This window comes from Nocardioides sp. P86 (assembly GCF_023712465.1).
Lineage (GTDB): Bacteria > Actinomycetota > Actinomycetes > Propionibacteriales > Nocardioidaceae > Nocardioides > Nocardioides kribbensis.
Genome location: NZ_JAMAYE010000003.1, coordinates 459,533 through 472,080 on the forward strand (window position 1 = coordinate 459,533; position 12,548 = coordinate 472,080).

The 12,548-nt window shown below is 75.4% G+C and carries 12 protein-coding genes; 10 read left to right on the forward strand and 2 right to left on the reverse strand.

The window, feature by feature from the left end; all coding sequences use genetic code 11:
* Window positions 1-52 precede the first annotated feature (52 nt).
* The 7 genes from M3673_RS15560 to M3673_RS15590 all read left to right on the forward strand — a co-directional run bounded on the left by M3673_RS15560 (window position 53) and on the right by M3673_RS15590 (window position 7,181).
* Window positions 53-946, forward strand: a complete 894-nt coding sequence (locus tag M3673_RS15560; protein ID WP_056863053.1) for an aldo/keto reductase — start codon at window positions 53-55, stop codon at window positions 944-946.
* 82 nt (window positions 947-1,028) lie between these two features.
* On the forward strand, window positions 1,029-3,068 hold the full coding sequence (locus M3673_RS15565) for an alpha-amylase family protein (RefSeq protein ID WP_251534736.1): 2,040 nt from the start codon (window positions 1,029-1,031) through the stop codon (window positions 3,066-3,068).
* Entirely contained in the window at window positions 3,065-4,165 is a 1,101-nt protein-coding gene (locus M3673_RS15570; protein ID WP_251535279.1) for a PLP-dependent cysteine synthase family protein, read from the forward strand. Before M3673_RS15565 ends, M3673_RS15570 begins: the two co-directional genes overlap by 4 nt.
* Before the next feature lie 56 nt (window positions 4,166-4,221).
* Entirely contained in the window at window positions 4,222-5,301 is a 1,080-nt protein-coding gene (locus M3673_RS15575; protein WP_251534738.1) for a hypothetical protein, read from the forward strand.
* Window positions 5,302-5,357: 56 nt separating this feature from the next.
* Window positions 5,358-5,714 carry a hypothetical protein gene (locus M3673_RS15580; protein ID WP_193666371.1) on the forward strand — a complete coding sequence of 119 codons (357 nt, stop codon included), beginning with the start codon at window positions 5,358-5,360 and terminating at the stop codon, window positions 5,712-5,714.
* Complete coding sequence (locus tag M3673_RS15585; RefSeq protein ID WP_251534740.1) at window positions 5,714-6,655, forward strand: hypothetical protein; 942 nt, start codon at window positions 5,714-5,716, stop codon at window positions 6,653-6,655. Before M3673_RS15580 ends, M3673_RS15585 begins: the two co-directional genes overlap by 1 nt.
* Before the next feature lies 1 nt (window position 6,656).
* Window positions 6,657-7,181, forward strand: coding sequence for a hypothetical protein (locus tag M3673_RS15590; protein ID WP_193666373.1), 525 nt, complete (start codon window positions 6,657-6,659; stop codon window positions 7,179-7,181).
* Between the two features lie 70 nt (window positions 7,182-7,251).
* Here M3673_RS15590 and M3673_RS15595 read toward each other — a convergent pair whose 3' ends face one another.
* Window positions 7,252-8,457, reverse strand: coding sequence for a homogentisate 1,2-dioxygenase (locus tag M3673_RS15595; protein ID WP_251534742.1), 1,206 nt, complete (start codon window positions 8,455-8,457; stop codon window positions 7,252-7,254).
* 354 nt (window positions 8,458-8,811) lie between these two features.
* On the opposite strand from M3673_RS15595, the gene M3673_RS15600 reads away from it, so the two are divergent.
* Window positions 8,812-9,225, forward strand: a complete 414-nt coding sequence (locus M3673_RS15600; RefSeq protein WP_193666375.1) for an STAS domain-containing protein — start codon at window positions 8,812-8,814, stop codon at window positions 9,223-9,225.
* Window positions 9,226-9,247: 22 nt separating this feature from the next.
* Here M3673_RS15600 and M3673_RS15605 read toward each other — a convergent pair whose 3' ends face one another.
* Entirely contained in the window at window positions 9,248-10,282 is a 1,035-nt protein-coding gene (locus M3673_RS15605; protein ID WP_251534745.1) for a PIG-L deacetylase family protein, read from the reverse strand.
* A gap of 343 nt (window positions 10,283-10,625) precedes the next feature.
* On the opposite strand from M3673_RS15605, the gene M3673_RS15610 reads away from it, so the two are divergent.
* Window positions 10,626-11,870, forward strand: coding sequence for a GAF domain-containing sensor histidine kinase (locus tag M3673_RS15610; RefSeq protein WP_251534747.1), 1,245 nt, complete (start codon window positions 10,626-10,628; stop codon window positions 11,868-11,870).
* Window positions 11,871-12,031: 161 nt separating this feature from the next.
* Window positions 12,032-12,451, forward strand: coding sequence for a hypothetical protein (locus M3673_RS15615; protein ID WP_251534749.1), 420 nt, complete (start codon window positions 12,032-12,034; stop codon window positions 12,449-12,451).
* The last annotated feature ends 97 nt before the right edge of the window (window positions 12,452-12,548 follow it).

Sequence of the window (12,548 nt, forward strand, 5' to 3'; positions counted from 1 at the left end):
GCTCACCCCTCCGGCGGTGCTGCGTGTCGGCGCGCGGCGGTAGACAGGACCCATGAGGACTCGAGAGATCGGCAACGACACCGTCGGACGCGTGCAGGTGGGGGCGATCGGCCTGGGCCTGATGACCTTCGACCAGACCGGCACCCAGCCGCGCCAGCAGCTGCTCGACACCGTGCAGGCGGCGGTCGACGCCGGGGTGACCCTCTTCGACACCGCCGACGCCTACGGCCCCGGCGACGAGCTGGGCCAGGACGCCCAGGGCGCCAACGAGCGCCTGGCCATCGGCCTGCTCGACGAGCTCGGGCTGCGCGAGCGGGTGCTGCTGGCCACCAAGGGCGGCCACGTGCGCACCGACGGGGGCGGCTGGGACGTCGACAGCTCCCGCCAGCACCTCCACGAGGCCGTCGACGCGAGCCTGGAGCGGCTCGGCGTCGAGCAGCTCGACCTGTGGCAGCACCACCGTCCCGACCCGGCCGTGCCCTACGAGGAGGTCGTGGCGACGCTGAAGGAGATCCACGACTCCGGCAAGGTGAAGCGGCTCGGGCTCTCCAACGCCGACCCCGAGCAGATCCGTCTCGCCCACTCCGTGCTCGGCGGCGCGCTGGTGAGCGTGCAGAACCAGTTCTCCCCGAAGTTCCGCAGCAGCGCCCCCGAGATCGAGGTCTGCGAGGAGCTGGGCCTGGCCTTCCTGCCGTGGAGCCCGCTGGGCGGTCTGGGGGACGCCAAGGAGCTGGCCGCCCACCACCCGGCCTTCGCCGAGGTCGCCGAGGCGCGCGGTGTCAGCCCGCAGCAGGTCGCGCTGGCGTGGGAGCTCGCGCAGTCGCCGGTCGTCATCCCGATCCCCGGGGCCAAGCGTCCCTCCTCGGTGACCGACTCCGCCGCGGCCGCCGACCTCGACCTCACCGCCGACGAGCTCGCCCGCCTCGACGCCGACCCCGAGGGCTGAGACCCGAGCCCGGCGGGGTCGCGGGCGGGGGCGCACGGGCGGGGGTCGCGGGCGCAGGAGGCCTGCGGGGAGAATGCGGCGCATGCCGCTGCTGCCCCGTCGCCACCGTCCCCCGACCCCCGCCGCGCCGCCGGCCGCAGCGGCGCCCGCGCCGGGCGGCGTGGGCGGCTCCGGTCGGGTCCCCGACGCGTCCGGCGGCGGGCAGGAGCCCTCGCGGCCGGCCGGTCGTCACGCCGGCCCGGCGACCGAGGAGGGCGCCCCGCGCGGCGCGACCGGCCCCGCAGCGATCGACCTCCGCGCCGAGGTGCTGGCCGCGCGGGTCGAGCGGTGGCGTCCCGACCTGGTCGAGGCCCTCGCCGAGGTCTACCCCGACCCCGAGGGCCTGGCCGACGACCTCGTCGCCCTGGCCGCGCAGCGCTACGCCGAGCGCAGCGACGAGCTGCACCACCTCGACCTGCGCCGCTCGCTGGCACCCGACTGGTTCCAGCGCCCCGAGATGCTCGGCTACGCCGCCTACGCCGACCGGTTCGCCGGTGACCTCGCGGGCGTCGCGGAGCGCATCGACTACCTGCGCGACCTGGGCGTGACCTACCTGCACCTGATGCCGCTGCTCGAGCCGCGGCCCGGCGACAGCGACGGCGGCTACGCCGTGCAGAGCTACCGCCGGGTGCGCTCCGACCTCGGCACGACCGGGGACCTCGCCGCCCTCACCGCCCGGCTGCGGGCCTCGGGGATCAGCCTGTGCCTCGACCTGGTGCTCAACCACGTCGCCCGCGAGCACGAGTGGGCCGAGCGGGCCCGGGCCGGCGACCCGGCCTACCGCGACTACTTCTACGTCCACGCCGACCGCAGCGTGCCCGACGCCTTCGAGCAGACGCTGCCCGAGGTCTTCCCCGACTTCGCCCCCGGCAGCTTCAGCTTCGACGCCGACCTCGACGGCTGGGTGATGACGACCTTCAACACCTTCCAGTGGGACGTCAACTGGTCCAACCCCGCGGTGCTGCGCGAGTACGCCGACATCATCATGACCCTGGCCAACGACGGCGTGGAGGTCTTCCGCCTCGACGCCATCGCCTTCCTGTGGAAGCAGCTCGGCACCACCTGCCAGAACCTCCCGCAGGTGCACGCCCTCACCCAGGCGCTGCGGGTGCTGGGCCGCATCGCCTGCCCCGCGGTGGTGTTCAAGGCCGAGGCCATCGTCGGCCCCGACGACCTGCCGGCCTACCTCGGCCAGGGCCGCCACCACGGCAAGGTCAGCGACCTGGCCTACCACAACGCGCTCATGGTGCACGTGTGGTCGATGCTGGCCACCAAGGACGCCGGGCTGGCCTCCCGCGCCCTCCAGCGGCTCCCCGCCACGCCCGCCTCCACCTCCTGGGTGACCTACGCCCGCTGCCACGACGACATCGGGTGGGCCATCGACGACGCCGACGCGGCCGCCGCCGGGCTCGACGGACACCTGCACCGCCGCTTCCTCTCGCAGTTCCACGCCGGCGACTTCCCCGGCTCGTGGGCGCGCGGCCTGGTCTTCCAGGACAACCCGCGCACCGGCGACCAGCGCATCTCCGGCTCCCTGGCCTCCCTGGCCGGCCTGGAGGCCGGTGACCCCCACGCCGTCGACCGGATCCTGGCGGTCCACGCGGTCGTGCTCGGCTTCGGTGGCCTGCCCGTGCTGTGGATGGGCGACGAGGTGGGCCTGCTCAACGACCACGACTGGGACGCCGACCCCGCCCACGCCGCCGACAACCGGTGGGTCCACCGTCCGGTGATGCCCTGGCCGGTCGAGGACCCCCACGGCCTGCGCGAGCGGCTGCGCCACCTGGTCGGCGTGCGCCGCGACCTGCCCCACCTGCACGCCGGCGTGCCCACCGAGGTGCTCGACCCGCCGGCCTCCGGCGTCTTCGCCACCCGGCGGGTCCACCCGCTCGGTGCGATGGTGATGCTGGCCAACGTCACCCCCGAGCCGCAGTGGGTCTCCCGCGGCCGGCTGACCTCACTGGTCGGCGGGCCGCCGGTCGACCGGATCACCGGGCGGGCGCTGGGCGAGGGGGCCGACCCGGGCGCCGACGGCGACGGCCTGGCGCTCGCGCCGTACGAGGTGCTGTGGGTGTGCGCCGGATGACGGCGGGTCAGGGCCCCGCGGGGCCGGAGGCCGGGGTGCACGACGAGCAGCGGCGCGCGTGGGTCAACCGGGCCGTCGCGACGATCCGCGCCGATGCCAACCGGTCGGCCGACACCCACCTGCTGCGGCTGCCGCTGCCCGAGGAGTGGGGCGTCGACGTCTACCTCAAGGACGAGTCGACCCACCCCACGGGCAGCCTCAAGCACCGCCTCGCCCGCAGCCTCTTCCTCCACGCGCTGGTCAACGGCTGGATCGGCCCGACCACCACCGTGGTCGAGGCCTCCTCGGGCTCCACCGCGATCTCGGAGGCCTACTTCGCCCAGCTCGTCGGGCTGCCCTTCGTGGCGGTCATGTCACGCACGACGAGCGTGGAGAAGATCAGCCTCATCGAGGGCTACGGCGGGCGCTGCCACCTCGTCGACGACCCCGCCGGCGTCTACGAGGTCTCCCAGCGGCTGGCCCGCGAGTGCGGCGGGCACTACATGGACCAGTTCACCTACGCCGAGCGCGCCACCGACTGGCGCGGCAACAACAACATCGCCGAGTCGGTGCTCGACCAGCTGCGCCTGGAGCGCCACCCCGTGCCGACCTGGATCGTCGTGGGCGCCGGCACCGGCGGCACGGCCTCGACCTTCGGCCGCTACGTGCGCTACCAGGGCCTGCCGACCCGGCTGTGCGTCGTCGACCCCGAGCACTCCGCCTTCCACCCCGCCTGGAGCAGCGGCGACCTCGGCCTCACCACCGACCGCGGCTCCCGCATCGAGGGCATCGGGCGCCAGCGGGTGGAGCCGAGCTTCCTGCCGGGGGTGGTCGACCACATGATCACCGTGCCCGACGCGGCCTCGGTGGCGACGATGCGCCACGTCGACCGGCTGCTCGCCCGCCGGCCCGGCCCCTCGACCGGCACCAACCTGTGGGGCGCCCTGCAGCTGGTCGACCGGATGCGTCGCGCCGGCGAGACCGGCAGCGTCGTCACCCTGCTCTGCGACGACGGCCACCGCTACGCCGACACCTACTACTCCGACGCCTGGCTGACCGAGCACGACCTCGACCCCGCACCCCACGTCGAGGAGGTCGCCCGGCTCTTCGGGGCGTGAGCGCGCGAGGCGGGTCGCGGTCGTTTCGGCCCGCCGCGAGGGGGTAGACCCCCTGCGTGGTCGACCAGCGCGAGACGAGGGCCCTCCGGGGCACCTCCCCGGCCCGGGCCGCCGCCGCGGCGACCCTGGCCGCCGGCCTCGCGCTCGCGGGTGCGGGCTGCTCCCCGGACGAGCAGACGATCGCCGCCGGCACCGTGGTCGCGGCCCCCGGGGTCGTGGACGGCGACGACGCCTCGGTCACGGTGCGCGTGCCCACCGGCGCGGTGCGGCTCGGTGTCGCGGACCCGGCCGGCGCGGTGGGCTCCGACCGGGCGGCCGACGGAGCCTCCCTCCTGGCCCTGGAGGTGGCCTTCGACCGGTCCGCCGTGCGCTCCGACGTGGCCGACCTGGCCCGCGTGCCGGGGGCGGGCAGCCCGGTGGAGCTCGCGGTCGAGGTGGCCGGCGAGCGCTACGACGTCGGGACGGTGGGCGACCCCGACGGCGCGGTCGCCGACGACGGGTCCGACGAGCGCCTGGGCGGTGACGTCCTGGTCGCCGTGGAGGGCGCGCCCGACCTGGACGACGTCACGGTCGTGGTCGGCTACGACGGCCTCGACCAGCGGGTCGCGCTCGTCGACGGCGCGCGCGAGCCCGGCCCGGCCGATCCCCTCTACGTCGCCGAGCGCGAGCCGCGCGGCCCCGTGACGTGCGACGTCGACCCGGCCCCCCGCGGGGTCGAGGTCGAGGGTCTCGCCTGCCGTGCCGAGCGCATGGTGTCGGTGCCCTACGTGCCCGGGGCCGGCTGGGCCGCGGAGGGGAACACCTGGGCGGTGGTGCCGCTGGTCGTCTCCGTGACCGGGGTGGCCACCACTGCGCCCGCCACGGCGGACCGCGGCGCCTACACCGTGACCGGCGCCGACCAGTCGGTCGCGCTCGGCGGCGCGCCCCCCGTCACCGAGCTCGACGTCACCAAGACCGGCGACGGGGCCTCCTACACCTCCCGGCTGGTCTTCTCCCTCGGGGCCGACACCCCGCTCGACCTCGACCTGCGCCGCACCTACGCCCTGCGGGCCGACTCCGGGGCGGTGCCCGCCCGGCGTGAGCTCGTGCTCGACGCGGCGCTCCGGCTGCCCGCGACCCTGCGCCCACCCGGGTGACCCGCCCCACCCCTCCTGACCCCTCGCAGCCCCCACCCCCCACGTGAAGGAGAACCATGACCGACCCACGGCTCGGCATCGACGGCGTCGACCTCCTGGAGCTCGACATCATCGCCAAGGAGAGGCTCCCCGACGCGGCCGCGGAGCTGGCCTCGGCCCGCGGGACCATCGCCCTCTTCTCCCAGGTCTCCTTCCGCCGCTCGGGCGGGGTCGGCATCGGGGCCGACGGGCCGGCCGCGGAGTGGAGCGCCCTGGCCGACCTCCTGGTCAGCGCCCTGACCCAGGGCGGCACCAACATCGACGACACCTCCGCCGCGATCCGGACGTTCCTCGACGACATCCTCGCGACCGACGACGGCGCACGCCAGCGCATGGACACCGCCCGCACGGAGATGGAAGGGATCGGCGGCTGATGACCGACCTGCGCGCCAAGGCCGAGCGGATCAAGGAGCTCGCCATCGAGAAGACCGCCGAGCTGGCCATGAAGGCCGCGGGCCCGGACGGCGGCGGCATCGCCTACGCCTTCGCCCACGACCAGGCCAGCGAGGAGTTCGCCGACGTCGACCAGGTCTTCGACGACTGGCTGGACCTGCCCGACCCGTCGTACCTCTCCTCCTTCGCCTCCAACCTCGCCGGGGCCCTGCCGCACCTCGCCGCCGAGGCCTACGTCGACGACGACTCCGCCGCCTCGCTCGGCGGGGGCGGGTCCAACGTCGCGATCACCCAGATCGAGCCCACCGGCGCGTTCATGTCCGGGTGGACCAGCGGCACGGCCACCAGCTTCGCCAGCTTCGCCGGCCTCTTCGGACCCGTCGTGTCCAACCTGTGGCTGTGCGGCAACGTGCTGGTCAACGCCCTCTACGCCGAGCAGGCGATCTGGGAGGAGGCCGACCGCAGCCTCCACGAGATCGCCGACGCGGCGATCAGCACGCTCGAGGACATCGCCAACAAGAGCGCTGCCGAGTACACCGCGACCCTGTCGGTGCTCGCCGCGGTGTCGGGCATCATCGCCGTGCCGTTCACCGCGGGTGGCAGCCTCGCGGCCGCCTACACGTTCGCGGCCATCTCCGGCGGGATCGGCCTGGCCGGGAGCTTCGCGCCGGAGGACGCCGAGGACCACCCCGGGATCGACGGGGGCAGTCCGGCGAGCGTGGTGTCCTCGGTGCGCGACCTGCTGACCCGGCTCAACGAGCACGTCACCGCCAAGGAGGGTGACGTCCGCTCGGCGCTGAGCGACACCGCCGGGCAGTTCTCCGCGGCCATGGGGGAGGACAACATGGTCTCCCCCGTCGTCCTGCCCCGTCCGACCGTGGCCGACTCGCCGTCCTTCGGTGGCCGGTCGGGAGGGGCCTGAGGTGGCGGGGCGCCTCGACAGCGCCGTCGAGTCCTCGGTGGTCACGGTCTCGACGCCCAACGAGAAGGTGCACGCGGAGCTGCGCGGGGAGCGGCACGTGAGCGTGCGGTTCGCCGCCGGTCACCTGGAGCAGGTGTCGCACGCCGTGCTCGAGCGCGAGCTGGCCTCACTGGCGCGGCTGGCCTTCGCCGCCGCGCTCGCCGAGCACGCCCGCCTCGGCGCGGTCGTCACCGGCCGCGTGCCCACGCGGCGCCCGCGGATCGGGCGACGGGAGAAGGAGTACGACCAGCGGCTCGCGGAGCTGGCCGCCGAGGGCGTCTCCGACGACGGCGAGGTCACGGTGACCTCGGTGGGCCAGCAGCACCACGCCGTGCGGCTGCGTCCGGGATGCCTCGACCGCCTCGACGCCGAGCAGCTGGCCCGCTCGTGCGCCCAGGCGGCGGAGCGCCTGCTCCTCGACACCGAGACCCGGGCCGCGCGGGCGCGGTGGGACGTCTACATGGGCACGCCGCTGCCCGGCACCTGAGCCGCCCGGCAGCCGCCTCGCGCGGCCGGGCCCGGGTCGGGTGTCGGGCGGGTGGGGGTGTCGAGGACGGTCACAGCCTGCGACCGGCCCAGCTCCAGGCGTAGGCGCCGTCGTCGACGGCCCGCCCGGCCTCGCCGAGCTCGAGGGGCCGGAAGGTGTCGACCATGACCGCGGTCTCGTCGAAGGCCTCGGCGCCGAGGGAGGCCTCGACGGCTGCGGGCTGGGGACCGTGGGCGTGGCCACCGGGGTGGAGGGTCACCGAGCCGACACCGATCCCCGAGCCCTTGCGGGCCTCGTAGTCGCCGGCGACGTAGAACATGACCTCGTCGCTGTCGACGTTGGAGTGGTAGTAGGGCACGGGCACGGCGAGCGGGTGGTAGTCGACCTTGCGGGGCAGGAAGGCGCACACCACGAAGCCGGCGCCCTCGAAGACCTGGTGCACCGGCGGGGGCTGGTGGACCTTGCCGGTGATCGGCATGTAGTCCTCGACGTTGAACGTGTAGGGATAGAGGCAGCCGTCCCAGCCGACGACGTCGAAGGGGTGGGTGGCGTAGGTCATCCGGGTGCCGACGATCCCGGCCGAGGTGCGGTGCCTGACGAGCACCTCGACGTCGGACGCCGGCTCGCCGGCGCCGGCGAGCAGCGGCTCGGTGGGGCCGTGGAGGTCGCGCTCGCAGTAGGGGGCGTGCTCGAGCAGCTGGCCGTAGCGCGAGAGGTAGCGCTTCGGCGGCGCGACGTGGCTGGCCGACTCGACCGCGTAGAGCCGGCTCGGCCCGGAGGCCGCGTCGGGGCGCCAGCGGTGGGTGGTGGCCCGGGGCACCACGACGAAGTCGCCGGCGCGGTAGGGCACGACGCCGAAGACGGTCTCGACCACCCCGCTGCCGGCCTCGACGAAGACGCACTCGTCGCCCAGCGCGTTGCGGTAGAGCGGGGAGTCGGCCGCGGCGACGACGTAGGACAGGTGGACGTCGGCGTTGCCGAGCACGAGCCGGCGCCCGGTGACCGCGTCGACGCCCGTGACGTCGGCGGGCACGAGGTCGGGCAGGCGCAGGTGGCGCGGCGTCAGCGGGTGGTTCGGGGTGAGGGCCTGGTCGGGGAGGTCCCAGACCTCGCTGGCCACGATCGCCGACGGCACGCCGCGGTGGTAGAGCAGCGAGGAGTCGGAGGAGAAGCCCTCCTCGCCCATCAGCTCCTCGGAGCGCAGCGCGCCGTGCTCGTCGCGGAGCTGGGTGTGCCGCTGGCGCGGCACCTCTCCGACCCGTCGGTAGTACGCCACAGCCAGCCACCTCACACCGAGAGGGGGACCTCGTCGTCCCCGCTGCGGCGATGCTGCTCGGCGCTCCCGACCGTGTCAATCGCACGGTCAATCGCAGGGTCGGCCGCGCGGTGACCGCGTGGGCGCTCGCGCGGCGGCCCGGAGTCGCACGGGCGCGCGGCATCCACCGACCGGTCGCTCGGCATGGCCCGCACGGGCCATGCCGAGCCGCCGACCATGGCCCGGTCGGGGGGTTTCGCGGCCGCGGCCTCACCCTGTCGGGTCGGCGTCGTTGCTCCGGGTGCCGGGCGGGGGGTCCGGACTCGGGGGAACGGACGACGAGGGGGTCGTGACGTGTGCAGGACGACGTGCTCGATGGAGCTCGTGGACGGTCCGACGGGGCGCGAGGGACGCCCGACGATGGCGCTGGTGGTCAGGGGCGACCTCGACGTGTCGGCCGGGCCGGCGGTCGGCGCGGTGGTGGAGCGGCTGCGCCGGTCGCGCCCGACGGTGGTGCTCGTCGACCTCGAGCAGGTCGACTTCGTCGACACCGCGGGCCTGCACTGGCTGCGCCGCGCGCTGCGCGCCGCGGTGGTCCACGGCGCCGACGTCGGGGTGCTCGCGGAGTCGCCGGCCGTACGCCGTCTGCTGCGGCTCGGGTCGGAGCCGCTCTGGCCCCCGCCGGCCGCGCCGCCCGCGCCGCCTGTGACGCGCACCCGCGGCGAGGCCACCAGGGCCGCCGGGCTCCGGCTCGTGCCGGCACTCGGCGCGACGACCGGACGCCGCTGAGCACCCTGCGCCGGGCGGCGGGTCAGCCGCCGACGACCTCGCTGGCGCGCAGCACCTCGAAGGGCTCGGCGTAGCGGGTGTGGGAGACCTGGCGCGACCAGTAGCGGGCGCTCGCCAGCACCAGGTCGGGCTCGAGGTAGTCGCGCGCCGACTGCGAGCGGTAGCACGCGAGCAGGTCGAGCTTGGCCTCGATGGTGTCCTCGACGGGCACGAAGCGCGTGGGCGCGAAGCCGTTGCGCGAGGACGGCGACTGGTAGCAGAACAGCTGCGGCACCCGACGGGCGGCGATCACGGCGGCGGCGTGCACGGCGCGGTGGTCCTGGTGGTTGTCGGCCGCGGAGTGGACGTAGACCGTCGTGGGGGCGACCGAGGCGATCACGGCCTCGATCAGCCCGATCATCTCGTGGGCCTCCTCCAGCCGGGTGTCGGGCAGGTCGGCCATCAGCAGCTCGGCCGACATCGCGGTGGCGGCGGCCACGGCCTCGCGCCGGCGCTCCTCGCGCGGACCGCCCACGGCGCCCCGGCTCAGGGTGAGCACCGACACCGGGTGCCCCTGCGCGGCGTGGCGCAGCAGGGTGGCCCCGCAGCCGATCTCGACGTCGTCGGGGTGGGCGCCGATGGCCAGGACGCGCTCGCCGCGGTGGTGGGACCGGGCCGGCAGCAGCTGCTCGAGCGCGGCGGGGTCGTCGGGGGCGACGACGTCGGAGAGGCCGTGGCGCAGCGCGGTGAGCAGACCGTGGGCGCCGGCCCCGGCGTCGGCCACGACGGCGACGCGGGTCTGGCGCGAGCGTCGGCGTACCCGCTCCAGCACGGCCACGGTGGCCTCGTCGAGCAGGTCGGACTCGACGAGGAGCAGCGCGGGCGCCCCCGCGGTCTCGAGGAGGTCCTCGGTCTCGGCAGGGTCGACGAGGAGCGGGAGGTGGCCGGCGCGCTCGAGGGTGGCGAGGAGCGCCCCGAGGTCGGTGCGCGCCCAGACCACCACCAGCCGCTCGGGGCCGTGCGCCTCGCGCACCACCCCGGCGGGCAGCGTCGTCGGCGCGTGCTCGTCGGTCTCCACGTCCCTCCCCAGGTCCGCCGCAGAGCCTAGACGGCCGCTCCCGGGCGATCGGAGCAGCCGGGCCGCTCGCCGGGACGGGCCGTGGTGACGAGCTCGCGATGGGAGAGGACGGAGGTCCTGCGGGCATAGAAGAAGGCGCCGGGGTCTCGGGTCCCCGGCGCCTTCGAGACCTACTGTAGCCAACGGGTGGTGGTCTGTCAGCAGTTTCGCGACAGTCCGATCGGACCACGTCAATCATCCGTTGGACCCTGGTCGGCCCGGCCCGCGCCTGGTTGCCTGGCGGGGCGGCGGCCCCCCACGCCCGATGCACGGGTGGTCGTCGTGTCTCGGGGGAGGGAGCGGCATGAGCGCAGCCGGGACGCACAGCGGACACGACCTGGACGATCCGCGCGAGCGCGCCCGCCTCAGGGCGCTGCGCGACTTCGGGCTGCCGGGCGGCGAGCACCCGGCCGCCGACGACCTGGTGGCGCTGGTGGCGGTGGCCGCGGCCGCGGCGGGTGTGCCGACGGCTGCGATCCACCTCCTCGCCGGTGACGAGCAGCGCGCCCTGGCCACGGTGGGCTTCGAGATGGTGGCCCTGCCCCGCCGCGACTCGATGTGCAGCCTCGTCGTCGACGAGCCCCGACCCGTCGTGGTCGCCGACGCCCGTGAGGACCCCCGCTTCAGCGACAACCCCTTCGTGCGCGAGGGCCGCGTCCGCTTCTACGCCGCCTTCCAGCTGCGCACCGACGCCGACGTGTCCATCGGCACGCTCTGCGTCTTCGACGACCGGCCCCACGTGCTCGGCGCCGAGCAGCGCAGCCTGCTGCAGGCGCTCGCCGACCGCGTCGTCGGGGTGCTGGAGCTCGACCGGAGGGTGCGTGAGCTCACCGGCGAGGTGCGCGAGCTGGAGGCGGTGCGCGCCGGGCTGCGCGCCGACAACGAGAGCCTGCGCGCCTTCGCGGGCCAGGTCAGCCACGACCTGCGCGCTCCGCTGGCGACGATGACGCTGTCGCTGGAGCTGCTCGGCGTCGGGATCTCGCAGGGCTGGGAGCCCTCCGACCTCGAGCCGGTGCTGGCCCGCGCCCTGCGTGGTGCGACCAGGATGCGCGGTGTGGTGGAGAACCTCTTCGTGCACGCCACCGGCGCACCCGCCTCGCCCCACCCCGTCGACCTGGGCTCCCTCGTCGAGGACGCCCGCGAGGACCTGGGCCCGGCCCTCGACGGGGTCGACGTGACCGCGCGGGCGCTGCCGGTCGTCGTCGCCGACGGCCCGCTGCTGCGCCTCGTGCTGCAGAACCTGCTGTCCAACGCGGCCAAGTTCGCCGTCGCCGAGCGCGGCGGCGAGGTGTCGGTGACCGCGTCGCGGCGCGACCGGTCGTGGCTCGTCGAGGTGGCCGACCACGGTCGCGGGGTGCCGGAGACCGAGCGCGAGCACGTCTTCGAGGCCTTCGTGCGGGTCGGCGAGCACGCCGAGCTCGCGCCCGGCACCGGGCTGGGGCTCGCCACCTGCCGTGCCATCATCGAGGCCCACGGCGGGCGCATCGGGCTGCGGGAGACCGCGGGCGGCGGGGCGACCGTGTGGTTCGAGCTGCCCGACCCGCGCTGAGGGGCCGGTCGGGCTCGGGACCTCCGACCCGTCGCGTCCCGGGTCGGCCGGTGGTCGTATGACCACTGGCGGATGGCGACTGCCTCCCCGCCGGTCGCACGCTGGGCGGGACCAGCCCGGTCGACCGGCCCGGCCGACCACCGCACCCACCAGGAGACATCATGACCCGCACGCCCCGCACCGCCACCCGCACCACCGCCCGCGCCCTCCTCGCCCTGGCCGTGCCGCTGACCCTCGCCGCGCCGCTGGTGGTGACCGCCTCGGCGAGCGCCAACGACGCCGACGTCATCCGCCGCGGCTCGTGCACCGGCAGCACCGACTGGAAGATCAAGGCCAAGCCCGACGACGGCCGGATCGAGGTCGAGGCCGAGATCGACAGCAACGTCAACGGTCAGACCTGGGGCTGGGTGCTCAGGCACGACGGCTCGGTGGCCGCGCGCGGCAGCTCGACCACCAAGGCGCCGAGCGGGTCCTTCAGCGTCGAGCGCCGCCTGGTGGACGCCACCGGCGCCGACGCCTTCACCTTCCGTGCGACCAACGCCGCCAGCGGCGAGGTCTGCGTCGCCAAGGTGTCGCTCTGAGCCGTCCCGAGACCCGTCGCGCGCCGCTGCCCCGCCCCCTCGGGCGCAGGTGGCGTGCGGCCGGACGCAGCCCGATCGCGTGGTTCCTCGCGGTCGG